Origin of the sequence: Franconibacter sp. IITDAS19 (assembly GCF_023079515.1) — a bacterium.
GTDB lineage: Bacteria > Pseudomonadota > Gammaproteobacteria > Enterobacterales > Enterobacteriaceae > Franconibacter > Franconibacter pulveris.
Window position 1 is genome coordinate 145139 of record NZ_JALJCP010000007.1, and the last position, 23536, is coordinate 168674.

At 56.1% G+C, this 23536-nt stretch carries 21 protein-coding genes; 16 read left to right on the forward strand and 5 right to left on the reverse strand.

Annotated features, from left to right (window positions below):
- Positions 1–11 precede the first annotated feature (11 nt).
- From entC to MT962_RS16790, 7 genes are all read left to right on the forward strand, one after another.
- On the forward strand, positions 12–1196 hold the full coding sequence (gene entC / locus MT962_RS16760; protein WP_247366088.1) for an isochorismate synthase EntC: 1185 nt from the start codon (positions 12–14) through the stop codon (positions 1194–1196).
- On the forward strand, positions 1193–2797 hold the full coding sequence (locus MT962_RS16765; RefSeq protein ID WP_247366089.1) for a (2,3-dihydroxybenzoyl)adenylate synthase: 1605 nt from the start codon (positions 1193–1195) through the stop codon (positions 2795–2797). The genes entC and MT962_RS16765 overlap by 4 nt, the downstream gene beginning before the upstream one ends.
- 9 nt (positions 2798–2806) lie before the next feature.
- Positions 2807–3670, forward strand: coding sequence for an isochorismatase (locus tag MT962_RS16770; protein WP_247366090.1), 864 nt, complete (start codon positions 2807–2809; stop codon positions 3668–3670).
- Positions 3667–4419 carry a 2,3-dihydro-2,3-dihydroxybenzoate dehydrogenase EntA gene (gene entA / locus MT962_RS16775; protein WP_024558674.1) on the forward strand — a complete coding sequence of 251 codons (753 nt, stop codon included), beginning with the start codon at positions 3667–3669 and terminating at the stop codon, positions 4417–4419. Before MT962_RS16770 ends, entA begins: the two co-directional genes overlap by 4 nt.
- A complete protein-coding gene (gene entH, locus MT962_RS16780) occupies positions 4420–4833 on the forward strand; it encodes a proofreading thioesterase EntH (RefSeq protein WP_024558673.1) in 414 nt (137 codons plus the stop codon).
- 549 nt (positions 4834–5382) lie between these two features.
- On the forward strand, positions 5383–7488 hold the full coding sequence (gene cstA / locus MT962_RS16785; RefSeq protein ID WP_024561515.1) for a pyruvate/proton symporter CstA: 2106 nt from the start codon (positions 5383–5385) through the stop codon (positions 7486–7488).
- 76 nt (positions 7489–7564) lie between these two features.
- Complete coding sequence (locus MT962_RS16790) at positions 7565–7762, forward strand: YbdD/YjiX family protein (protein ID WP_024558671.1); 198 nt, start codon at positions 7565–7567, stop codon at positions 7760–7762.
- Between the two features lie 7 nt (positions 7763–7769).
- Here MT962_RS16790 and MT962_RS16795 read toward each other — a convergent pair whose 3' ends face one another.
- The 4 genes from MT962_RS16795 to MT962_RS16810 all read right to left on the reverse strand — a co-directional run bounded on the left by MT962_RS16795 (position 7770) and on the right by MT962_RS16810 (position 11060).
- Positions 7770–8150 (reverse strand): helix-turn-helix transcriptional regulator, encoded by a 381-nt coding sequence (locus MT962_RS16795; RefSeq protein WP_024558670.1) that lies wholly within the window; start codon positions 8148–8150, stop codon positions 7770–7772.
- A 12-nt stretch (positions 8151–8162) separates the two neighbouring features.
- Positions 8163–8423 carry a type II toxin-antitoxin system RelE/ParE family toxin gene (locus MT962_RS16800; protein ID WP_247366091.1) on the reverse strand — a complete coding sequence of 87 codons (261 nt, stop codon included), beginning with the start codon at positions 8421–8423 and terminating at the stop codon, positions 8163–8165.
- Between the two features lie 182 nt (positions 8424–8605).
- Complete coding sequence (locus tag MT962_RS16805) at positions 8606–9850, reverse strand: MFS transporter (RefSeq protein WP_247366092.1); 1245 nt, start codon at positions 9848–9850, stop codon at positions 8606–8608.
- A gap of 118 nt (positions 9851–9968) precedes the next feature.
- Entirely contained in the window at positions 9969–11060 is a 1092-nt protein-coding gene (locus MT962_RS16810; protein ID WP_024558667.1) for an oxidoreductase, read from the reverse strand.
- Positions 11061–11321: 261 nt separating this feature from the next.
- Between MT962_RS16810 and MT962_RS16815 the strand changes: the two genes are divergently transcribed.
- From MT962_RS16815 to MT962_RS16850, 8 genes are all read left to right on the forward strand, one after another.
- Positions 11322–12827 (forward strand): sugar ABC transporter ATP-binding protein, encoded by a 1506-nt coding sequence (locus MT962_RS16815; RefSeq protein ID WP_247366093.1) that lies wholly within the window; start codon positions 11322–11324, stop codon positions 12825–12827.
- Positions 12824–13819 (forward strand): ABC transporter permease, encoded by a 996-nt coding sequence (locus MT962_RS16820; protein ID WP_188724184.1) that lies wholly within the window; start codon positions 12824–12826, stop codon positions 13817–13819. The genes MT962_RS16815 and MT962_RS16820 overlap by 4 nt, the downstream gene beginning before the upstream one ends.
- A 24-nt stretch (positions 13820–13843) precedes the next feature.
- Positions 13844–14908 (forward strand): sugar ABC transporter substrate-binding protein, encoded by a 1065-nt coding sequence (locus MT962_RS16825; protein ID WP_048888563.1) that lies wholly within the window; start codon positions 13844–13846, stop codon positions 14906–14908.
- On the forward strand, positions 14908–16152 hold the full coding sequence (locus MT962_RS16830) for an LVIVD repeat-containing protein (protein WP_247366094.1): 1245 nt from the start codon (positions 14908–14910) through the stop codon (positions 16150–16152). Before MT962_RS16825 ends, MT962_RS16830 begins: the two co-directional genes overlap by 1 nt.
- A gap of 714 nt (positions 16153–16866) precedes the next feature.
- Positions 16867–18093: a dGTP triphosphohydrolase gene (gene dgt / locus MT962_RS16835; RefSeq protein WP_247366095.1), complete on the forward strand. Its 1227-nt coding sequence runs from the start codon at positions 16867–16869 to the stop codon at positions 18091–18093.
- A gap of 505 nt (positions 18094–18598) precedes the next feature.
- The gene (locus MT962_RS16840) at positions 18599–19483 is read left to right on the forward strand and encodes a restriction endonuclease (RefSeq protein ID WP_247366096.1); all 885 of its coding nucleotides are present in this window, start codon (positions 18599–18601) and stop codon (positions 19481–19483) included.
- A gap of 11 nt (positions 19484–19494) precedes the next feature.
- Positions 19495–20205 (forward strand): HAMP domain-containing sensor histidine kinase, encoded by a 711-nt coding sequence (locus tag MT962_RS16845; protein ID WP_247366097.1) that lies wholly within the window; start codon positions 19495–19497, stop codon positions 20203–20205.
- The gene (locus MT962_RS16850; RefSeq protein ID WP_247366098.1) at positions 20202–20621 is read left to right on the forward strand and encodes a hypothetical protein; all 420 of its coding nucleotides are present in this window, start codon (positions 20202–20204) and stop codon (positions 20619–20621) included. The genes MT962_RS16845 and MT962_RS16850 overlap by 4 nt, the downstream gene beginning before the upstream one ends.
- 584 nt (positions 20622–21205) lie before the next feature.
- Here MT962_RS16850 and mtnK read toward each other — a convergent pair.
- On the reverse strand, positions 21206–22405 hold the full coding sequence (mtnK, locus tag MT962_RS16855) for an S-methyl-5-thioribose kinase (RefSeq protein ID WP_247366099.1): 1200 nt from the start codon (positions 22403–22405) through the stop codon (positions 21206–21208).
- Between the two features lie 105 nt (positions 22406–22510).
- On the opposite strand from mtnK, the gene mtnA reads away from it, so the two are divergent.
- A complete protein-coding gene (mtnA, locus tag MT962_RS16860) occupies positions 22511–23530 on the forward strand; it encodes an S-methyl-5-thioribose-1-phosphate isomerase (protein WP_247366100.1) in 1020 nt (339 codons plus the stop codon).
- Positions 23531–23536 lie beyond the last annotated feature (6 nt).

Genomic DNA, 23536 nt, shown 5'->3' on the forward strand with positions numbered 1-23536 from the left:
TGGAGGAGCGCATGGACACGTCTTTGGCTGAGGAAACGCAAGTGGAGAGGATAACCCTTTCACCGGAAAGCTTTTTCTTCATGTCGCCGTATCGCAGCCTGGCCACTTCCGGCTGTTTCGCCCGGTTGACGACGCCTGCCGCCGATGGTGCCGATCGCAACGGAGCCTTCCAGAAGGCGTTGCAAAACCACTTCACCGCCGCCCGCGCGCAGGGCGTCAGCAACCCCATCGTCGTCGGCGCCATTCCGTTCGACACCCGCAAGCCTTCGGCGCTGTTTATTCCCCAAACGTGGCGCGTCTTTAACCGCCAGCGTTATCGCAGCAGCGTAAAGCCGCAAAAACCGCTGCAGGTAACGCGCCGTCAGGCGATTCCCGAACAGCCGCAGTTTATGGAGATGGTGGCCCGCGCCGCCGCGCTTACCGACACGCCGCGCGTCGATAAAATCGTGCTGTCGCGCCTTATCGATATCACGACGCAAGACGCGCCCGACAGCGTTGCGCTGCTGGAGCGGCTTATCGCCCAGAACCCCACCAGTTTTAATTTCCACGTGCCCCTGGAGGCGGGCGGGGCGCTGCTTGGCGCAAGCCCGGAGCTACTGCTGCGCAAATCGGGCGAGTGTTTCAGCTCGCTGCCGTTGGCCGGTTCCGCCCGCCGCATGCAGGATGAAGCGCAGGACAAGGAGGCGGGTAATCAACTGCTGCGTTCTGCGAAAGACAGGCATGAACATGAGCTGGTGACGAAAGCGATGAAAACCGTGCTGGCACCGCGCAGCCGCCTGCTCAGCGTGCCGGAAACGCCGGCGCTTATTACTACGCCCACCCTCTGGCACCTTGCCACCGCCATTGAAGGCGAGACGCAGGACGCCCGCGATAACGCGCTAACGCTCGCTTGCCTGCTGCACCCGACGCCCGCCCTGAGCGGCTTCCCCCATGAGATAGCCAAAACGCTTATCGCCGAGCTGGAGCCGTTCGACCGTGAACTGTTCGGCGGCATCGTCGGCTGGTGCGATGACCAGGGCAATGGCGAGTGGGTGGTGACTATCCGCTGCGCGCAGCTTAACGGCAACCGCGTGCGGCTTTTCGCCGGCGCAGGCATTGTGCCCGCCTCTGAGCCGCAGAGCGAATGGCGCGAAACCGGCGTCAAGCTCTCGACCATGCTCAACGTATTTGGACTGAATGAAGGAAGCCCTGCATGACCCTCCCTTATACCCGCTGGCCAGATGATTTCGCCGTCCGCTACCGTGAAAAAGGCTACTGGCTGGATCTGCCGCTCACCGATATTTTAAGCCGCCACGCCAGCAGCGACGCGACGGCGCTGGTAGACGGCGAACGCCGCTTCAGCTATCGCGAGCTGGAGCAGGCCGCCACGCGTCTTGCGGGCGCGCTGCAGCGCCGCGGGCTGAAAACCGGCGATACCGCGCTGGTGCAGCTTGGCAACGTTGCGGAGTTTTACATCACGCTGTTCGCGCTGTGGAAAATCGGCGTGGCTTCCGTTAACGCGCTTTTCAGCCACCAGCGCACCGAGCTTGACGCCTACGCCAGCCAGATTGCCCCGGCGCTGCTGATTGCCGACCGCGAGCACGGCCTGTTTGGCGACGACGCCTGGCTTGAAACGCTGAAAGCCAGAACGCCTTCGCTGCGCGTTATCGCCCTGCGCAATGACACGCTGGAAGCGCTGATTGACGAGCCGGCAGATAACGTTGTCGCCTCGCCTTCCGCGCCGGATGAAGTGGCTTTTTTCCAGCTTTCCGGCGGCAGCACCGGCACGCCGAAGCTGATTCCGCGCACGCACAACGACTACTACTACAGCATTCGCCGCAGCGTAGAGATTTGCCGTTTTGATAGCGAAACGCGCTACCTCTGCGCGCTGCCCGCCGCCCATAACTACCCGATGAGCTCGCCCGGCGCGCTCGGCGTCTTCTTTGGCGGGGGCTGCGTGGTGCTGGCGAGCGACCCGAGCGCCACGCTCTGCTTTCCGCTGATTGAACAGCATCAGATTAACGTCACCGCGCTGGTGCCGCCCGCCGTCAGTCTCTGGCTGCAGGCGGTGGGGGAAGGGGGTGCTGACGCGCAGCTCGCCTCGCTGAAGCTGTTGCAGGTTGGCGGCGCTCGCCTTTCCGATTCTCTCGCCGCGCGTATTCCGGCGGAGCTCGGTTGCCAGTTGCAACAGGTGTTCGGCATGGCGGAGGGGCTTGTGAACTACACCCGCCTGGACGACCCGGATGAGCGCATCTTCACCACCCAGGGGCGCCCGATGAGCCCGGATGACGAAGTCTGGGTCGCGGATGAAAACGGCGAACCGCTGCCGCCCGGCGAAGTCGGCCGCCTGATGACGCGCGGCCCTTATACCTTCCGCGGCTACTACAACAGCCCGGAACACAACGCCCGCGCCTTTGATAAAAACGGCTTTTACTGCTCGGGCGATCTGATCGCCATCGATGAGCAGGGCTACATCACCGTAAAAGGGCGCGAGAAAGATCAGATCAACCGCGGCGGCGAGAAGATTGCAGCCGAAGAGATCGAAAACCTGCTGCTCAGCCATGAGGCTATCGTTCATGCCGCGCTGGTCTCGATGGAAGACAGCCTGATGGGCGAGAAAAGCTGCGCTTATATCGTCACCTCCCGCCCGGTAAAGGCGGTGGAGATCCGCCGCTTTCTGCGTGAGCTTGGCGTCGCTGATTTCAAGCTGCCGGATCGCGTGGAGCGCGTCGACGAACTGCCGCTTACGCCCGTCGGCAAAGTGGATAAAAAACAATTGCGTCAGTGGCTGGCGGCGCGTCAGTCCGCATCTGAGTAAGGAGAGAACATGGCTATTCCAAAACTGAACGCCTATGCGTTGCCGACAGCGGCAGACATTCCACAGAACAAAGTCCAGTGGGCGTTTGAGCCAGACCGCGCGGCGCTGCTTATCCACGACATGCAGGACTATTTCCTTAACTTCTGGGGTGAAAACTGCCCGATGATCGAGCAGGTTGTGGCGAATGTCGTCGCGCTGCGTCAGTTCTGCAAACAGAACGGCATCCCGGTTTACTACACCGCGCAACCTAACAACCAGAGCGATGCCGACCGCGCGCTGCTGAACGACATGTGGGGCCCGGGGCTAAACAACCATCCTGATAAACAAAAAGTGGTGGATGCCCTTACCCCGGACGCAGACGATACCGTGCTGGTGAAATGGCGCTACAGTGCGTTTCACCGCTCGCCGCTGGAGCAGGCGCTGAAAGAAGCGGGTCGCGACCAGCTGATTATTTGCGGCGTCTACGCGCACATTGGCTGCATGATCACCGCAACAGACGCCTTTATGCGCGACATTAAGCCCTTTATGGTGGCGGACGCGCTGGCGGATTTCAGCCGTGAAGAGCACCTGATGGCGCTGAAATATGTCGCAGGGCGCGCTGGCCGCGTGGTGATGACCCGCGATATCGCGGCGAAAGCCGAACTGCCGCAGAGCAAAGCGGAACTTCGCGCGTTGATCCTGCCGCTGCTGGATGAATCCGACGAGCCGGAAGATGATGAGAACCTTATCGACTACGGTCTCGACTCCGTGCGCATGATGGCGCTGGCCGCCCGCTGGCGCAAAACGCATGGCGATATCGACTTCGTCATGCTGGCGAAAAACCCGACGCTGGACGCCTGGTGGGCGCTGCTCGCCCGGGAGCCGCAGGCATGAGCCTTGATTTTAGCGGCCAGACGGTCTGGGTGACCGGCGCGGGCAAAGGCATCGGCTACGCCACGGCGCTGGCGTTTGTGGAAGCGGGCGCAAGCGTCGTGGGTTTCGACCTCGCCTTTGAACAGGAAAATTATCCGTTTGCGTGCGAAACGCTGGATGTGGCGGACGCCGCCGCCGTTGCGCGGACCTGCCAGCGTTTGCTGGCGGCAGAAAAGCGCCTCGACGTGCTGATTAACGCCGCCGGCATTCTGCGTATGGGGCCGACGGACGAGCTTTCCGCCACCGACTGGCAGCAGACTTTTGCGGTAAACGTTGGCGGCGCGTTTAACTTCTTTCAGCAGACCATGGCGCAGTTTCGCGCGCAAAAGGGCGGGGCTATCGTCACGGTGGCCTCTGACGCCGCGCACACGCCGCGCATTGGCATGTCCGCCTATGGCGCGTCGAAAGCGGCGCTGAAAAGCCTGGCGCTGACCGTAGGCCTGGAGCTTGCCCCCTTCGGCGTGCGGGCGAATCTGGTTTCGCCTGGTTCAACGGATACCGATATGCAGCGTACGCTCTGGAAGAGTGAAGATGCCGAACAGCAGCGCATTCGCGGCTTCGCAGAGCAGTTCAAGCTCGGTATCCCGCTGGGTAAAATCGCCCGTCCGCAGGAGATTGCCAACGCTATCCTGTTCCTGGCGTCCGCCCAGGCGAGCCACATTACGCTGCAGGATCTCGTTATCGACGGCGGCTCAACGCTGGGGGCATAGATGATCTGGAAACGGCACATGACGCTGGAGGCGCTTAATGCCACCAGCGAAGGGACGATGGTGGCGCATCTTGGCATCGTTTACACCCGGCTTGGCGACGACCTGCTTGAGGCGACCATGCCGGTGGACGCCCGCACCCATCAGCCGTTCGGCCTGCTGCATGGCGGCGCCTCGGCGGCGCTGGCGGAAACGCTGGGTTCAATGGCGGGTTATCTCACCACCCGCGACGGTCAGTGCGTGGTCGGCACGGAGCTTAACGCCACCCATCACCGTGCGGTTTCGCAGGGCACGGTGCGCGGCGTTTGCCAGCCGCTGCACCTTGGCAGGCAGAGCCAGAGCTGGGAGATTGTGATTTTCGACGAGCAGGGCAGGCGCTGCTGCACCAGCAGGCTGAGTACGGCGGTGCTGGGGTAAAGGAGCGTGACTTGCAGGACATCCGTCTTGTTGCCTTTGCATACGTTGAGGGGGCGCAGACGGTGAAAGGTTCTGTTCGCCGGAAGGTGGTTTTTATATTTCACCTTCCATCAGGCGAACATGCTAAGGGGGCTCGTCGCCGCTCCCTTAACCATCCCGACTCCCGGCTTGCAAAATCGCCCCTCTTCGGGGCAGCCCTTCCGCGCTGTCATCTGGCTTCGGGTCGGTCATGCCGGGGCCATCCGACGTGCTCCGGTCCGCTGCCAGCACGGAAGGCGGTTTTGAAGCCGAAGAAAGCCTTCGCTGCACCGCTGATTTTTGGCTTACCTGCGCATTCGCATCAGAAATCGTGTTTAAACTCCCAGGGACAAGCAGCCGTCCCCGGGTTTTCCCTTCGCCCCTTCCCGTGATCCCGCTAGCAGACTGACGTAAATCCCTGCGCCAACCCCGCGTTTCTCCAGTAGCTAAGTTGTTAAATCTCCTGTCGTGATATAGAAACAAAATGTAACACCTCTGTTTCATTCCACCTTCACTGAAGGGACAATTCTTATGACGAATTCAGGGAAATACTTGCTGTGGGCGGGGCTCTCCGTGGCGGCTGCCTTCGCGATGGGCTACATCGCGCTTAACCGCGGCGAGCAAATTAACGCGCTGTGGATAGTGGTCGCCGCTGTCTGCATCTATCTCATCGCCTACCGTTTTTATGGTCTTTATATCGCAAAACGCGTGCTTGGCGTGGACGCCACGCGCATGACGCCCGCCGTGCGCCATAACGACGGTCTCGACTATGTGCCCACCGACAAAAAAGTGCTGTTCGGTCACCATTTTGCCGCCATCGCTGGCGCAGGCCCGCTGGTGGGGCCGGTGCTGGCGGCGCAGATGGGCTATCTGCCGGGCATGCTCTGGATCCTCGCAGGCGTGGTGTTTGCCGGCGCGGTGCAGGATTTCATGGTGCTGTTTGTCTCAACCCGTCGCGACGGCCGCTCGCTTGGCGAGCTGGTGAAAGAGGAGATGGGCAACACGGCGGGGGTTATCGCGCTGATAGCCTGCTTTATGATCATGGTGATTATCCTCGCCGTGCTGGCGATGATCGTCGTGAAAGCGCTTACCCATAGCCCGTGGGGAACCTATACCGTCGCCTTTACCATCCCACTCGCTATTTTTATGGGCATCTATATTCGCTATCTGCGTCCCGGACGCATTGGCGAGGTTTCCGTTATCGGCCTCGTGATGCTGGTCTTCGCTATTATTTCCGGCGGCTGGGTAGCGCAAAGCCCGACATGGGCGCCGTACTTCGATTTCACCGGCGTGCAGTTGACCTGGATGCTGGTAGGCTATGGCTTCGTGGCGGCGGTGCTGCCGGTCTGGCTGCTGCTCGCCCCGCGTGATTACCTCTCCACCTTCCTGAAAATCGGCACCATTATTGGTCTTGCCATCGGCATTCTGATTATGCGCCCGACGCTGACCATGCCGGCGATGACGAAATTTATCGACGGCACCGGGCCGGTGTGGAGCGGCAACCTCTTCCCGTTCCTGTTTATTACCATCGCCTGCGGCGCAGTTTCCGGCTTCCATGCGCTGATCGCCTCCGGCACCACGCCGAAGATGCTGGCGAACGAAAATCAGGCCTGCTTTATCGGCTACGGCGGCATGCTGATGGAATCGTTTGTCGCCATTATGGCGCTGGTTTCCGCCTGCGTGATCGACCCGGGCGTTTACTTCGCCATGAACAGCCCGATGGCGGTGCTGGCGCCTGCCGGTACGGCGGACGTGGTGGCTTCGGCGGCGCAGGTGGTCAGCGGCTGGGGCTTCCAGATAACGCCGGATACGCTTAGCCAGATAGCCGCTGACGTGGGCGAACAAACCATTATCTCCCGCGCGGGCGGCGCGCCGACCTTAGCCGTCGGCATGGCCTATATTCTGCACGGCGCGCTCGGTGGGCTGATGGATGTCTCGTTCTGGTATCACTTCGCGATTCTGTTCGAGGCGCTGTTTATTCTGACCGCAGTGGACGCGGGCACCCGCGCGGCGCGCTTTATGCTGCAGGACCTGCTGGGGGTAATTTCGCCCAACCTCAAGCGTACCGAGTCGCTGCCCGCTAACCTGCTGGCGACGGCGCTCTGCGTGCTGGCGTGGGGCTACTTCCTGCACCAGGGGGTGGTGGACCCGCTTGGCGGCATCAACACCCTCTGGCCGCTCTTCGGTATCGCCAACCAGATGCTGGCGGGCATGGCGCTGATGCTTTGCGCCGTGGTGCTGTTCAAGATGAAGCGCCAGATGTACGCCTGGGTGGCGCTGTTGCCGACCGCCTGGCTGCTTATCTGCACGCTGACGGCGGGCTGGCAAAAGGCCTTCAGCCCGGATAATAAAGTCGGCTTCCTGGCCATTGCCAACCGCTTCCAGGCGATGATCGACAGCGGTAATATTCCGGCGCAGTACACCCAGGCGCAATTGAGCCAGCTGGTGTTTAATAACCGTCTCGATGCCGGGCTGACCATCTTCTTTATGGCGGTGGTCGTCGTGCTGGCGCTCTTTTCGCTAAAAACCGCGATGAAGGCGCTGAAAGAAAATCGCCCGACCGCCAGGGAGACGCCGTACGAGCCGATGCCTGAGAACCTCGACCGCGTTGTCACCGAAGCGAAAAGCGCGCATTAAACCTGTAACGTAAATACGTCTCTCCCCTTTTCCTCAGCATTGTGGCTAAGGGGGAGGGGATAACGAGGATAAAACGATGTTTGATACCCTTGCCAAAGCCGGGAAATACCTCGGCCAGGCGGCGAAAATGATGATTGGCGTGCCGGACTACGATAACTACGTAGAGCATATGCGCGTCAACCACCCGGACCAGACGCCCATGACGTATGAAGCGTTCTTTCGGGAACGTCAGGATGCCCGCTACGGCGGCAAAGGTGGGGCGAAGTGCTGCTAAGCGCCGGTTAGCGGTACTGCACCAGTTGTTCCGGCTGGCAGCCATAGAGCGCCGCCAGTTTTTCGCGGGTACGTTTTTGCGGACGTGAATCAGGGGATTCCAGCTGCGAAACGGCAGACTGGCTGATGCCGAGTTTTTCAGCCACCTCCTGCTGCGACAGCCCGCGCCAGATACGCCAGGCGGCCTGTAAACTCACGTTCTGCTCGACTGTAATGCCAACCACCTCATGCGGCAGCGTGACGTCATCGTCGCTATCCGGCTCATATGGCAGTGACGCCAGCGCCTCGTCATCTTCCAGTTGCGCCAGCACAGACAGATAGAGCTCATAAGGGATGACCGCATATTCGGGTTTGCCCTGTTTATCATGAATAATTTGTGCGTTGAGCATATCGATCCCCCGTTAATTTAGGTAAGTCGTCGTGGTTCTGCGTTTCACTTCCAGAATGAGGCAGATAACCGGTACGCCTGCCACGCGCTCGTAGATAACCCGATAACTCCCCACCCGCAGCCGGTAACGGGGTTTCAGCCCCGCCAGTTTTACAATGTCCAGCCTGGTGTCTTCAGCGGCGAGCGCGGAGATCTTCTTATAGAGCGTAAGCCTGTCGCTTTCCGGTACGGCATTGAGTTGTTTGTACGCCCGCTTTGTCCATCTGATCTCCATGATGTTCCCTCACTCTATCCGCTTCCGTGTTATAAGTAAAATATAAGAATATAAGTTTTTATCTGAAAGTGATTTGCTTATATAAAGTACGCTAAACGGGGAACGGGCGGGAGGAAAGCGGCAGCGAAAGGTTTCTCGTACCGTCTCGCAAAAACGCCTTCCGGGCGGAAGGCGTTGCGTATTCAGGCGGCTTCGGGTTTCGGCTCTTCCAGCCGCTGACGCTTGCGCAGCGACGGGAAGAGACGCATCCAGAGCCCCACCACCACCAGCGTGCCGATGCCGCCTATCGCCGCGGCGGGGACGGCGCCGAGCAGCGCCGCCAGCATGCCGGACTCAAACTCCCCAAGCTGGTTAGAGGTGTTGATAAAAATAGAGTTAACGGCATTCACGCGGCCCAGCATGTCGTTGGGCGTATCAAGCTGCACCAGCGCGCCGCGAATAACCATGCTCACCATGTCAAACCCGCCCGTGGCGAAGAGCGCGATAAGCGAAAGCCACAGGTTGCTTGAGAGTGCGAACACCAGCGTCGCCACGCCAAAACCGGCAACGCAGAGGAACATAATCATGCCGACGTTCTTTTCCAGCGAATGGCGGCTCAACCAGAAGCCCACCAGCAGCGCGCCGACGGCGGGGGCCGCACGCAGCAGGCCCAAACCCCACGGGCCGGTATGCAGAATATCGTGCGCATAAATGGGCAGCAGCGCCGTAGCGCCGCCCAGCAGCACGGCAAAAAGGTCAAGGGAGATGACCCCCAGCACGTCTGGCCGCTCGCGAATAAACTTCACCCCGGCGAAGAGGGTGGCGAGGCTTGCGGGCTGGCGCTTCGGCGGCGCCTGTTCATAACGCAGGCGGCTGACCATCGTAATAGAGATGAGGTACAGCACGGCGGTCAGCCCATAGACCACATCTGCGCCAAAAGCGTACAGCAGGCCGCCCAGCGCCGGGCCCATGATCATCGCCGCCTGGCTTGAAACCGCGCTCGCCGCCGTGGCGCGGGCCAGCAGGGCGGGCGGCACCAGGGCGGGCAGCATCGACTGCAATGACGGCGCCTCCATCACTTTCGCCACCGAAATTACAAAAATCAGCCCGAGAATGATATTTACATCCGCCAGATGCATCACCGTGACGGTGGTAAGGGCGCCGATGGCCAGCCATTCCACCAGTTGTCCCAGCAGCACCACGCGGCGGCGGTCGCGCTGGTCGGCGACGTGACCTGCCCAGAGCGCAAGCGTAACAGAGGGAAGAAACTGCACCAGACCTATCAGGCCGAGATAAAACGCGCTGTGGGTGAGCGCGTAAATCTGCCAGCCCACCACAATAGACAACATCTGGAAACCAAAGCCGGAGCAGGTGCGCGCCAGCCAGAAGGCGACAAACGAGCGGTGCGCCAGCAGCGACGCCCCGCCGTCAGAGTGTACAGAAGCCATAAACCATCCCATTAACGCAAAAAAAAGGCGGCGCGAGTAAGTGGTTTATCGCCGCATCAACAAGGTTTTAAGCCTACAGGGATTTTGCGAAAAGTGGCATGGCGGCGCGTGCTTTTCCTTAGCGTGCGAAGCTTTCCACTTTTTCAAACGCCGCGCGCAGGGCGGCAGGCGTTAGCGTCACCGGCAGGTAGTGAATCGACTCGACCGGGCGCAGTGTATGGGCAATCACGCGCTCCAGATCTGCGGCGTTGCGGATATCTACCTCCAGTTCGCCAAGGGTGGTCGGCAGGTTAAAGCGCTGATAGGCGTTAATCAACTGCGCAAGCACCTCATCCTGGCCGAGCAGGGCGCTCTGCACCAGGATGCCGTAAGCCACCTTGGTGCCGTGGAGGAATTTCTCGGTCTGCGGCAGTACGGTGAGGCCGTTATGCACCGCATGCGCCGCCGCCACGCGGGTGTAACGTTCGCCAAGGCCGCCCACCATGCCGCCGCCGGCGATAATCGCATCGACCACGTCGCGGAAATCCTGGGTCAGTTCGCCGCGCTGCTGGTCCGCCAGCGCCGCTTCGCTTTGCTCAAGCAGTACGTCGCGAATGGCCAGCGCGCCGTTAATGCCCAGGCGCACGGTCAGCGGCAGGGTTTCAGGCTCTGGCGCCAGCACCACCGCTTCATACCATTTGGCGAGCGTATCGCCGATGCCCGCCAGCAGATACTCCACCGGCGCGCGCAGGATAATCTCCGGCTCCACCAGCACCAGGTGGTTGGCATCGTTGAATATCTCAAAATGCAGCGCCTGGCCTGCGTCGTTATACCAGACCGAGAGCGGCGTCCAGGCGGCGCAGGTGGCGGCGATGGTCGGTATGGCGACGACCGGCAACCCCAGGCGGCGGGCCAGTGCTTTGGCGGTATCAAGCAGCGCGCCGCCGCCCACGCCAATGACTACCGCGCGGTCCTCTCCCGCTTCCTGCGCAAGCTTCGCCACATCGCTTTCGCTGCAGTGGCCCTGAAAGAGGCATTTTTTCGCGCCCGGGGCGTTAAACGCGTCCGGCAGAAAAGGCCGGGCGGCGGCAATAGCGCGTTCGCCATAAACCCAAAAAGCGCGGGAAAGTTGTTCGGGCGTGTAAAAGTCCGCAAGGCGCGCCAGCGCGCCCGCGTGAGAATAGTAGTTAGCCGGGCCGGGAACGACGCGAATATCGGTGTTGCTGCTCATGATGGTGTCCTTGTTATGTTTTCTCTCACCCTACCACAAACAGACTTCCAGACGTCTGATGTAATCGCGGCGGCATGTTGCATTTTTTTCATGATGCAGGGCGAAGCGCGCCGATCATGAATTATTTCGATGTTACTTCTGGACATCTGGACGGCTAATACTTTTTCGCTTTATCTTATGCCGATTCGTTCATTGCCAGCAGACAGGTCTGCGTGAAAAAGTGGCAAATCATCGCGTTATTACCACCCGGAGAGCCCCGCCATGCCTGTTTCGCAGCGCCTTGAAATGCGCGCTATCTCGATTGCCTTTGCCGGGTTTCAGGCGCTCACAAAAGTCGATTTCACGCTGCGCGGCGGCTCCGTCCACGCGCTGACGGGCGCCAACGGCGCGGGGAAATCGACGCTGATGGCGGTGCTTTGCGGCACCTATCCCGATTATCAGGGCGAGATCCTCATTGACGGCGAACCGGTGGTTATCCGCTCGCCGCGCGAGGCCAAAGCGCATGGCATTCATCTGGTGCAGCAGGAAGTGGACGTCGCGCTGGTGCCGGGGCTGAGCATTGCGGAGAACATCATGCTCGACCATCTGGCGCAGCCCGGCCACTACTATCGCTGGCGCGCCATTCGCGCCAGCGCGCAGCAGGCGCTGGCGCAGCTGGATGTCGTGCTCGACGTGAACCGGCGCATTGAGCGCTGCACCCTTGCCGAAAAGCAGCAAATTTTGCTGGCGCGCGCGCTTTCCCACCGCTGCCGTTTTTTAATTCTCGACGAACCTACCGCGCCGCTGGACCAGCATGAAAGCGAGCGGCTTTTCACTGTTGTGAAGCGGCTCCAGGGGCAGGGCATCGGCGTGGTGTTTATCTCGCACCGTATACATGAATTAAACGCTATCTGCGACACCCTGACGGTGCTGCGCGACGGCAGGCTGATTGAGAGCGGCCCGATGGCGGCGCTCAGCGGCGAACAGATAGTCGAGAAGATGCTCGGCCATGAACTGGCGGATATTTACCCGCCACAGCGTCCAGCGCCAGGCGACAAGACGCTGCTGCGCATCGAGGGGCTGCATGATGAAAGCCTGCTACACGATATTTCCCTGCGCCTTAAGCGCGGCGAAATTCTTGGCATCGCCGGACTGGCGGGGGCGGGCAAAACGGAACTCTGCAAGGCGCTGTTCGGCGCGACAAAAAGCACGCTGCGCGCAGGCGAGCTGAACGGCAAGCCCTGGCGGCCGCGCGACCCGGCGCATTCGGTGGAGCAGGGGCTGGCTCTGATCCCTGAAGAGCGGCGCAAAGAGGGCATTTTTATCGACGAGCCGGTCGTCATGAACCTGGCGGTGAGCGCTGATAACACTTTCGCCCGCGCAAGCCTTTTTCGCCATCGCGAGGCGTGGCGCTGGGCGCTTGAAAGCATCGCGAAGCTTGGCGTGCGCACTACCGGCCCGGCGCAGCCGCTGCGTCGTCTTTCCGGCGGCAACCAGCAGAAGGTGGCCATCGGCAAATGGCTGCGCGGCCAGGCGGAAGTGCTGATTTTTGACGAGCCGACCAAAGGGGTGGACGTGAAAGCGAAAACCGACCTTTTCACTCTTATCGACCAGCTGGCCCGCGAAGGCAAAGGGATTATTTACGCCTCCGGCGAATTCGCCGAGCTGGTGGGCCTGTGCGACCGTATCTGCGTGCTCTGGGACGGGCGCATCGTCGCGGAGCTGGAGGGTAAACAGGCCAGCGAAGAAACCTTACTACTTTACTCCACCGGAGGAACCCCTGCGTGAGCAAAGCCGCAACCCTTAAGACGACGCCCTCGGCGCGTCATCAGCTGTTTGAATTTTTCTATAAGTGGGGAATGCTGCTTACGGTGGTGGCGCTGATTGCGCTGTTCGGCATCGCCTCCGACAACTTCCTCGACCCGTTCAATATCATCAACATTCTGCGCTCTATCGCCATTGTGACGGTGATAGCCATCGGCGTGTCGGTATCGCTCACCGTCGGCGGGTTTGACCTCTCCGTGGGCTCTACCGCCTCGCTTGCCAACGCGCTGGTGATTTCACTCTTCGTTTGGCACGGCTTCGGCACCACCGAGGCCATCGTCATCACGCTGCTGCTCTGCGCGCTGGTGGGGCTGTTCAACGTCTTTTTGATAGTGGTGCTGAAAATCCCCGATATGCTCGCCACCCTCGCCAGCCTGTTTGTGATTCAGGGCGTGGCGATGACTTATAGCTACGGCGGGTCGATTACCGAAAACATGGTGCTGCCGAGCGGCGAGATGGCGGAGGGGACTATCCCTGAAGCGTTCGGGCTGCTGGGACAGGTGCCAACCATCGTCATCATCATGCTGGTTGTCACCGTGGTGGCGCAGCTTGGCCTTTCGCTCACCACCCACGGGCGGCGCATGTACGCCATCGGCGGCAATCCGGAAGCGGCGCGCCTTTCCGGCATTCGCACTACCCGCTACAAAGTGGCGGCCTACATGATAGCGTCACTGCTGGCGGGGCTTGGCGGCATTTTACTCGCTTCGCGCATCGGCTCTTCGCAGGTGAATGCGGGCGGCGGCTATTTGATGGACGCCGTCGCGGCGGCGTGGATAGGCTTTTCGCTCGCCGGAAGCGGCAAGCCGAACGCGCTCGGCACGTTAGTGGGGGCGGTGATTCTGGGCGTGCTCTCTAACGGGCTGGTGATGCTCTCGGTGCCGTACTACGCCATGGACATTATTAAGGGGCTGGTGCTTGCTGGAGCGCTTGCCATCACGTATATCCAGCGCCGTTAATCACAGGACAGGGAATTAATCATAATGAAAAAATTTACGCTCTCTTTACTGGCGCTGGGTCTCTTTTCCGCGCTGCCGGGATTCGCCGCCACGCCTGCACCAGTGCCGGAGGCTATCGCTAACCACAGCGGGCCTGTTCGTATCGCCGTTATTCGCAACCTCGGCTCGGACGATAACACCACCCAGTTTGTGGCGGGCGCGATCCAGGAAGGGAAAAAGCTGGGCTTTAAGGTCAGCACGTTTCTCAGCAACGGCGACGACGCGAAATTCCAGGATTTCGTCAACCAGGCGATTAGCCAGAAGTATGACGGCATCATCCTCTCTCAGGGCCGCGACCCTTACTCCACTCAGCTTGTGAAACGCATTGTCGATGCCGGCATTAAAGTTTCCGTGTTTGATACCGCCGTGAACGGCGAAATCCCGGGCGTGACCGTCACCCAGCAGGATGACGCTTCGCTGACGAATCTTTCTGTTGGTCAACTGGTGAAAGATTTCAACGGCAAGGCGAATATCATCAAGCTGTGGGTCGCGGGCTTCCCGCCGATGGAGCGCCGCCAGGCGGCGTATCAAGAGATCCTTAAGCAGAACCCGGGTATTAAAGAGCTGGAATCCATCGGCGCGGTCTCCTCCGACGTGCAGGGCGACACAGCTAACAAAGTGGGCGCGGTGCTGGCGAAATACCCGAAAGGGCAAATCGACGCCATCTGGGGCGCCTGGGACGCCTTCAGCCAGGGCGCTTATAAAGCGCTGAAAGAGAACGGACGCACTGAGATTAAGCTCTACAGCATTGATGTTTCCAACCAGGATTTGCAGCTGATGCGTGAAGCGGGCAGCCCGTGGAAAGTGACCGTGGCGGTCGACCCGAAGCTGATTGGCGCCACCAACGTGCGTCTTGTCGCCAACAAGATTGCAGGCGAGCAGACACCAGCCACGTATGACTTTAAAGCCGCGGCTATCCCGCAGGCATTGCTGGCGACTCAGGGTGGGGCGGTGAACGTGGCGAGCCTTGGCAAAATCATCCCAGGCTGGGGCCAGACGGAAGATTTTATCGCGCCGTGGTTCGCTACGCTTGAAGCGAAGAACAAATAATGGCCGCCCACTTACCGCAGCCTGAATACAGCCGCAATATGCGGCTGATTGGCCACTCCGACCAGGGCGGCCGCCCGGACGGCGTGCAGCTGATGGTCCACCGGGGCTTTGCGTACATCGGTCATATGGTGTCGCAGGGCTTTTCCATTGTGGACGTGCGTGACCCGAAAAACCCGAAGGCGGCAGGCTTTGTTGCCGCGCCGCCGGGCACATGGAACGTGCATCTCCAGGCGCATGACGATCTGCTGTTGGTGATCAACGCCCGCGACCTCTTTGCCGATGCCCGCTTCGCTGACGAGAAGGTTTATTACACCCGCTCGGTAGGCGACACGGTGCGCGATGTACAAGAGAAAGGCTGGAGCGCCGGGCTGCGGGTGTTTGATATCTCCACGCCCGATAAACCGCGCGAGATTGGCTTTTTGTCGCTGAGCGGCATCGGCATCCACCGTATCTGGTATGTGGGCGGGCGCTGGGCCTATGTTTCCGCGCTCATTGACGGCTTTACCGACTACATCTTCCTGACCATCGATCTGACCGACCCGCGTAAGCCTGAAGTGGCGGGGCGCTGGTGGCTGCCGGGTATGAACGAGGCGGCAGGCGAGCAGCCCGCGTGGCCTGAAGGCAAGCGCTATGCGTTGCATCACGCGATTATCGCGGGCGATACCGCCTACGGCAGCTGGCGCGACGGCGGTCTGACTCTCCTGGATGTGAAAGACCGCAGCCAGCCGAAGCTCATCGCGCATCGCAACTGGAGCCCGCCGTTTGGCGGCGGCACCCATACCGCGCTGCCGCTGCCGGACCGCGACCTGCTGGTGGTGCTGGATGAAGCGGTGCTCGACAACCAGCAAGACGGCGAGAAATTTATCTGGCTGTTTGATATTCGCGAGCCGTCGAACCCGGTGAGCATTTCGACCTTCCCGCAGCCGGATGAAGCGGATTACGTGGCGAAAGGGGCGCACTTCGGCCCGCATAATTTGCATGAAAACCGTCCCGGCAGCTTTATCAGCTCGACGTTGATTTTCGCCACTTACCAGAACGCGGGCGTGCGGGCTTATGATATTTCGAATCCGTATCGTCCGGTGGAGGCCGGCGCGCTGGTGCCTGCTGCGCCTGCCAGAATGATGGACACGCGGCCAGGCCGCCCGCAGGTGATTCAGTCCTGCGATGTGTTTGTCGACGCGCAGGGCATTATCTACAGCACCGATTACAACGGCGGGCTGTCGGTGATTGAGTATCTGGGGTAGGCGTTGGCGCTTTTGTTATGACCTTTACTCTCACTCTTTTCCAGGACGCTACCGGGTTAAGTCCCGTGTCCGTCGCTGAAAATGATTGTGAACACGCCTCTAAGCGTCAGCAACAAGCTGCCGTCGAAATCACGCGCTTTACGTCACAAGCGCTGTAAAGCCCGCTCGCCGGGGTTAAAAGAAACTACCGGGGCTTCTTCATTGCTGGCAGCAGGTTTGGGCTAATCAGGGCGGGGATTGGCCAGGCTGAATATTTGGTATTGCAACCGGCTACGTCGGGCGGACGGCGCTTTTCAGCCACGGAGTGACAGGCAATATTATCTGGCGCTTCTGTGCCGCTAGCGCAGCATGCAGAGGCAGGCTGCGCACTGCAGTAATAAGGAATGTCAGCTTTGTGCCAGGAGCGGAAATCGTTAACTCAACAAATTTTCAAAATTAGGGCAGCTCACCAGAACAATAGAAAATCTCTCAAATCCCGTTCTACACCGATGTATCAGGCAATCGTATACGCAAAACATGGCGATAAAACTGATTCTTAGGGCTAATTGCTGGGCTTTGGGCTGACCGCATACAAAAGAGCACAAAACGCAGTTGATAAAAATATAAAGAATTATGTAAAACACTCATTATGCATTTCAACTTCACCCGCCACCCTTTTCGAACAGAGAGGGGAAGTTGTCTGTTGAGATTTTTCAAATACAGCAAGGATGTAATATGTACGATGACGAAACAATAGATTTTGCGAAGAAGCAAGAGCAAAAACTGATTGATGCGCTGGGACATAGCCGTGAGCATACTGATGTCAGCTCTGAAGCCCGAAACAGAGACGATTACCAGCGAGACTATGCACGAATTCTTTACTCATCCTCATTCCGACGGCTTCAGGGGAAAATGCAGCTTTTTGAAGTAGATCCTGAGAAATTTAACCGAAACCGCTTAACCCACAGCCTTGAAGTCGCACAGATAGCACGCAGTATTGCATCAGATCTTAAATTGCAATTCCCCGTGGTTGTTGAGCTGGCAGCACTGGCCCATGATATTGGGAACCCTCCATTCGGGCACTCAGGGGAAAAAAAGCTTAACAACTTATCTGCTGAAATCGGCGGATATGAAGGAAATGCCCAAGCGCTTCGTATCTTGAGAAAACTCGAGAAAAAATATGCCCGCTGTGCAGGCTTAGATCTCACCTACCGCAGCTTATTGGCTGTCATCAAGTATCCATATACAAAATCCACTTCAGATAAATTCATTTATGATGATGACTACGCCTTCTATACGCAGTTGCTGAAAGATAAGCAACTAGACATGAAGGCGGGTGAAAAAACCATTGATGCGCAGATTATGGATCTCGCCGATGAAATCGCCTATGCAGCGCATGACCTGGAAGATGCGTTGAGCAGGAACATGGTGACTATCGAAGATATTGAGTATGAATTTCTCAAGTCACCAGACTACAACGTTGCTCTTAAGCACTTCAATGAGATTGTCAGTACGTCCAAGAAAACTGCATCTGAGGCAACATTACTGAAGTCATCAGAAGAATTTGCCATAATTTTTCGAAAAGAGCTGACGTCCAATATCGTTAACCGCTTGGTCAGGGATATTGGCGTCGTTGAAAGTAAAAATGGTTATGAAGAGCTTGGGTACAAAACGTTACAGGAACTTGCTGAAGGTCTCAAAAAGCTACTCTTCAGAGTCATCATGCGCAAAAGAAACATACTGACTTATGAGTTTGAAGGAAATAAGATCATCAGTGATTTATATGCGTTTTATAATGCCGGTGACAACTATAAGTTTCTGTCACCTGAGCTCAAGTCTTCGTTATCTGAAACAGAGCCGGATGAGTTAAAAACCAAAAAAGCGCGGGCTGTGGTTGACTACATTTCAGGCATGATGGACACATTCGCTGTCAAGGAATGGGAAACTCATTGTAAGAAATAACACCAACGATAGATGTCTATATTGCATGGATTACTTTCAACTACAGTGCAGCGTTCTGTTTTCAGACCGTTTTGATAGCCTGCCGGAACAGCATCTTTTGCATTCTGGCAGGCTTTTCAATATGTTTGGTAACCGCTTTTGTATTACCTCACGCTGATTTTTAGCCTGACAGTCGCTAAGCCCGTAACATATGTTCTTAGTTAATGGCGGAGGATAATGGATAGTGCATTTAGTCAAAACGATCCGTCCTCTGGGGCAGTTTAAAAGGAGCGTCACGAATGAGAGTAATGACTGCTGTGTGCCAAAAGCGGACATACATCGTCCTCAGAGTGCATAGCTAATGAGCTACTGTTTAAACTAACAGATTTAAAAGTTGATGTTGAAATTCAATTTTATTATGGTTAAATTGAAAAGGTGCGTATAAATTAAAGTTAGCAGGGTTAGCTTAAATTCCTTGATACCGTAGAGAATACGGTAAGAGCAAATATCCCTTAGAGGTAGTAGAATGGAACTCCTGAGCTTATCTCCAACAAAATTCGAAAATTTAACTTTTGATGTCGTCACGGCCTTGGGATTAAGAAATTCAGTTTGGAGAACACCTGGTAGTGATTTAGGTCGTGATATAGAAGGTGATTATTTTATATCAGATTTATCTGGGCAGTATCAAAAACAAAGATGGTATATAGAGTGTAAACGTTACACCTCCTCTGTTGATTGGCCTACTATTTGGAATAAAATTTCTTATGCTGAAACTCATGTTGCAGATATACTGCTATTTGTAACAAGTTCTTCACTGTCACCGCAAGCAATAGATCAAATTAGGCTTTGGAATAAAGCAAATAAAAAACCACTCATTAGATTTTGGGGGGCAGTAGATCTTTGTGCAAAGTTGAATTTACATCCACAAATAGCAAAAAAATATGGTCTAAAGCCTGAGATAGACTCGAATATTGAAATTTTTGCCCCATCAATAGATCTTCTTCTTAGGATAACAAATTCTTTATCCCCCGAAATTGGTGAAGTGTCACAGGCAAAACTATGGCTATTACACTCGTTTAGTGAGCTAATTTCTCAAAGAATATTAGATGCAAATACAGGCTATGGATTCTATTTTAAAGAACATACCGCAATTGATTACTTCGATTGGATTGATGTAACCAAAGTAAACTTACAATGCTTTGATAAATATTCTACTAGGGTGCTTTTAGCATACCTATTCTTTGTTCTTAAAGAAGCCCCAACAATCGTTCAAAAAACACCACGTTTGATCCATTTACTACTACCCAGAGAACTAAGAGAGTCAGAGGCAAACCATATTAAGATAATTTCTGATTTATCTAACTACACCATAAGCACAATACAAAAAGAAATTGTTTTAGAATTAATTTAAAAGGTCAATAAATGGACAATAAAGAAACGTTGTTTTTAATTCAGAACATTACTCATCAAGCAATTAACCCAATGAGTGGAGTTATTGGTGCACTTGATAATCTAATCGATGGTGTTGTTCCAGAACATAAAAGAGAACAACGTTTGCGCCGAGCTAGATCACAATTAGAATATACAGTTTCACTAATACGAAATCTTTCTTATTTTGCAGAATATGCTTCTGGAAATACAGCATCAATATCACACTCGTCTCTCAAAACCACAGTCATACCTCAAGCAATTATTGAGTCCGCACAATTTTTTCAAGATCATGGGCAGCATGATCATATTAGAATTGAGTTAGAAAACAGAACAGTTCAGAACTGTGTTAATGGAGACCCTAATTTATTAAAGCAAGTGTTCATGAACTTAATTGATAACGGTGTGAAATATGGGAAGCCAAATACCACATTAGTAATAAAAAACAATATACAAAAAAAATCAAATGATCTCATCATCACTTTTGAAGGTCACAGTGAGCCTTTCTCCAATGATGAAGACTTATTTGAAATTGGATATAGGGCTAAAAGCGCAAAACAAAGAACATCATCTGGTTCAGGCCTCGGACTTCACATATGTAAGTTAATTATAGAAAATGCATTTAAAGGGTCAATCTCAGCTCATCATTCATTAGCAGGGATGACAAAATTCGAAATTAGAATACCAAATGGGTTTTTAAAATGAAAAAAATATTCATACTTGATGATGAACCAATGTTTCTTGATTGGATAGAGGATTTTAGCGAATCATTAGGTTTTTCAGTTAAATTTATAACATCAGTTAATGATGCCTATGAAGAAATCAATAATGCTAACATTAATGAATACTCGGCCTTAGTTTTAGACTTAAACGTACCTGTTTCACCAGAGCTTGAAGCCTCAATAAAACAAAAAGAAAATGTCTTTCAGGAATTCAGAGGGTTGTTTATAGCTCAACAAGCCAGAACCAAAGGCATTAGCGGAAGGAAAATTATAGTTTACTCAGTGCATGATAACGCTGAAGTTGAAGAAATATGTAAGCGTCTAAATGTTTCATACATACCTAAAGGTAGAGCTAAGGTTCTGAAAGACAAACTACAATCAATATTATCTTTTTCTTAATTTTTAACCAAAAAGCACAAGCTATATAATTTCAGCTTGTGCTTTTAAAAAAAACATAATTTTTCATTGATACTCATCTAGTAAAGTAATATTGGATTGCTTATTTTCATATTGCAAATTGAAAAAAGGGTGTTTTGAGGTCTGCTTCTCGCTCATAGCAGACCTTCACACTTGCCCGCTTCGTGCCAGGAGCTGACATTACCAGATCCGTACTGCATTGATTTTCAGGAAGCAGATCGCAATGGGATGCAAGTTAGAGTGATTCAATGCCGCCTCTAAAGGCGGCATTTTGTCCCAACTGAGTACCAGACTTAAAAGTCTTTTTCATTACGTTCCGCTTAACCGAACACCCTGTAGACCGCTCACTCCCGACTGGACCTTATTAAAGAACTTTTATTCCGATTTTAACTGTGCCATCAGCTGTGTCGGACAGACGATTACCGCTTCCCCATAAATGATGGGGGGTGGCAGAAGCGTAGCGGGTAGTTAGTTAACTACAAGGGAGAGGGGACCGAAAAGCGCGGTTGGCAAGGGCGGAGGATTTTCCCCCTCTCCCCGTTGGGGAGAGGGGAAGGAGAAAACGCTTAACCGTACTGCCGCACCCGGGCGACCAGCTCGTCGGCGCTGTCGATGCGCGGGGCCAGCACAATCAGCGCTTTGCCAAGCTCAATGGCGTGGCGCAGGCAGGAGAGCTTCATCTCTTTATCCTGAATGGTGTCGATATCCGCCACGTGGGAAAGCCCGACGCTTCGGCGAATCAGCTCCGTGCCAGCAAAGCCGATAGCGTCTGCCCAGACTTTCTTCAGAAACTCGCTGGCGTAGCCGGGGAAGGTGAGCGCCGCATCGCGGGTCTTCTCCCGCGCAAGCCACTGGAAGCGCTCGGCGAAGGTGTTCCACAGTTCGACAATATCCGCAAGACGCTGGTCGCGGCCGCTTGCCGCCTCGCGAATGCCAAGCTGTCCCGGCAGGCCGCAATAGTTCAGCAGCAGGTTGCCGATGGCGGTGCCGACGTCAAAACCGACCGGGCCAAAATAGCCAAACTCGGCGTCAATCGCCTTCAGGCTGCCGTCAGCGACAAAAATCGAGCCGCTATGGATATCGCCGTGCAGCAGCGCTTCGGCGTGAGAAAAAAAGCGGTGCTTGAGCGCGGCGACGGCGGTTTTGAGCTGCGCATCGTCACGCAGCGCCGCGACTTCCGGCTCCAGTTCTGCCGGGTAGTTATTACGCTCATGAATCTGATACGGGTCGTTGAAGAAAAGATCTTCGGTGATTTCGCACATCTCGGGGTTGATAAAGCGCGCCACCTGGGCTTTTTTCTCGTGGGGATGGAGATAAAAATCGCTGGTATGAAACAGCGTCTGCGCCAGGTATTCACCAAGCTGGCTCGCCGCTTGCGGGTAATAGACGCCGCTTATCAACTCGCCGCGCCAGATGCGGTGGCTTGAGAGATCTTCCATTACCATCACCGCCAGCTCCGCGTCGTAATGGTGAATTTTTACCGTATGCTGCGGGCAATGTTTGTAGTGTTCGACCAGCGTCTGCGCTTCAAGCCGCGCGCGGTCGAGCGTCAGCGGCCAGGATTCGCCTACGCAGCGGACATAAGGCAGCGCCTGCTTGACGATAATGCGGCTAACGCCCTGGGTATCAAAAATTTTAAACACCAGATTGAGGTTGCCGTCGCCTACTTCCTGCGCTTCCACAAGGCTGGCCGGATCCGCCAGTCCGCCAAACTGTTGCGCGTAAGCCACTGCGTCGTGGGCCGTGAAGGTTCGGTAGTGCGACATTGCGAATATCCTCATGCAATCAGGTTATAAAGCCGTTCAGACGTCTATACATCCGTTCCGCATCCTGACACAATACGCCACAATAACGCAACAGGGATTTAACTCATGCAGACACTTCAGACAACCAGCCTGCGGGTGGTGGACAATAAGCTCTGGATCCTCGACCAGCAGGCGCTGCCGCAGCAGAAAAACTGGCTCCCCGCCGACAGCGTAGAGGCGCTGGTCGGCCATATTCATGCGCTGCGGGTGCGCGGTGCGCCGCTGATTGGCCTGTCGGCAAGCCTGCTGCTGGCGCTGCTGGGCGAACGCGGCCTGAGCCGGAAAGAACTAACCCATGCCCTCGAAACGCTGCGCGCCGCGCGGCCCACGGCAGTTAATCTGATGAATAACCTCGACCGCATGAAAGAGGCGCTTGCGCAGGAGAACGTCGCCGCCGCGCTGGAAGCCGAAGCGGTTCGCCTGGTGCAGGAAGACCGCGAACTGTGCGACCGCATCGCCCGGGCGGGCAGCCAGCTTGTGAAGCCAGGCAGCCGCCTGCTCACCCACTGCAATACAGGCGGGCTGGCGACAGCGGGCGTGGGCACTGCGCTTGGCGTTATCGCCCAGGCGTTTGATGAAGGTAAGGTCGCCAACGTCTGGGTGGATGAAACCCGACCTTTGTTGCAGGGTGGTCGCTTAACGGCGTGGGAGCTTGGCGAGCTCGGCATCCCTTATCAGCTGATTACCGACTCGATGGCGGCGAGCCTGATGGCGCAGGGGCTGGTGGACGCTATTTGGGTGGGCGCGGACCGTATCGCCGCCAATGGCGACGTGGCGAATAAAATCGGCACTTACAGCCTCGCGGTGCTGGCGAAGTTTCATCATATTCCGTTTTATGTTGCCGCGCCGCAGACCACGCTTGACCCGGATTGTCCGAACGGCGCGGCTATCCCCATTGAGCAACGGGCACCAGCCGAGGTGACGGGCGTGGCGGGCAGCTTTGGCGCGGTGCAGTGGGCGCCGGAAAATGCGCGGGTTTACAACCCGGCGTTTGACGTTACGCCAGCGGCGCTGATTAGCGGCTGGGTGCTGGACAGCGGGGTCGTGACGCCGGATGACGTGGCGAACGGACGATTCAAAAAATAACGGCGC

Bases quoted from the DNA above. Each gene is read 5' to 3' on its own strand.
- entC (WP_247366088.1), top strand. From the start codon at position 12: ATGGACACGTCTTTGGCTGAGGAAACGCAAGTGGAGAGGATAACCCTT.
- MT962_RS16765 (WP_247366089.1), top strand. From the start codon at position 1,193: ATGACCCTCCCTTATACCCGCTGGCCAGATGATTTCGCCGTCCGCTAC.
- MT962_RS16770 (WP_247366090.1), top strand. From the start codon at position 2,807: ATGGCTATTCCAAAACTGAACGCCTATGCGTTGCCGACAGCGGCAGAC.
- entA (WP_024558674.1), top strand. From the start codon at position 3,667: ATGAGCCTTGATTTTAGCGGCCAGACGGTCTGGGTGACCGGCGCGGGC.
- entH (WP_024558673.1), top strand. From the start codon at position 4,420: ATGATCTGGAAACGGCACATGACGCTGGAGGCGCTTAATGCCACCAGC.
- cstA (WP_024561515.1), top strand. From the start codon at position 5,383: ATGACGAATTCAGGGAAATACTTGCTGTGGGCGGGGCTCTCCGTGGCG.
- MT962_RS16790 (WP_024558671.1), top strand. From the start codon at position 7,565: ATGTTTGATACCCTTGCCAAAGCCGGGAAATACCTCGGCCAGGCGGCG.
- MT962_RS16795 (WP_024558670.1), bottom strand. From the start codon at position 8,150: ATGCTCAACGCACAAATTATTCATGATAAACAGGGCAAACCCGAATAT.
- MT962_RS16800 (WP_247366091.1), bottom strand. From the start codon at position 8,423: ATGGAGATCAGATGGACAAAGCGGGCGTACAAACAACTCAATGCCGTA.
- MT962_RS16805 (WP_247366092.1), bottom strand. From the start codon at position 9,850: ATGGCTTCTGTACACTCTGACGGCGGGGCGTCGCTGCTGGCGCACCGC.
- MT962_RS16810 (WP_024558667.1), bottom strand. From the start codon at position 11,060: ATGAGCAGCAACACCGATATTCGCGTCGTTCCCGGCCCGGCTAACTAC.
- MT962_RS16815 (WP_247366093.1), top strand. From the start codon at position 11,322: ATGCCTGTTTCGCAGCGCCTTGAAATGCGCGCTATCTCGATTGCCTTT.
- MT962_RS16825 (WP_048888563.1), top strand. From the start codon at position 13,844: ATGAAAAAATTTACGCTCTCTTTACTGGCGCTGGGTCTCTTTTCCGCG.
- MT962_RS16830 (WP_247366094.1), top strand. From the start codon at position 14,908: ATGGCCGCCCACTTACCGCAGCCTGAATACAGCCGCAATATGCGGCTG.
- dgt (WP_247366095.1), top strand. From the start codon at position 16,867: ATGTACGATGACGAAACAATAGATTTTGCGAAGAAGCAAGAGCAAAAA.
- MT962_RS16840 (WP_247366096.1), top strand. From the start codon at position 18,599: ATGGAACTCCTGAGCTTATCTCCAACAAAATTCGAAAATTTAACTTTT.
- MT962_RS16845 (WP_247366097.1), top strand. From the start codon at position 19,495: ATGGACAATAAAGAAACGTTGTTTTTAATTCAGAACATTACTCATCAA.
- MT962_RS16850 (WP_247366098.1), top strand. From the start codon at position 20,202: ATGAAAAAAATATTCATACTTGATGATGAACCAATGTTTCTTGATTGG.
- mtnK (WP_247366099.1), bottom strand. From the start codon at position 22,405: ATGTCGCACTACCGAACCTTCACGGCCCACGACGCAGTGGCTTACGCG.
- mtnA (WP_247366100.1), top strand. From the start codon at position 22,511: ATGCAGACACTTCAGACAACCAGCCTGCGGGTGGTGGACAATAAGCTC.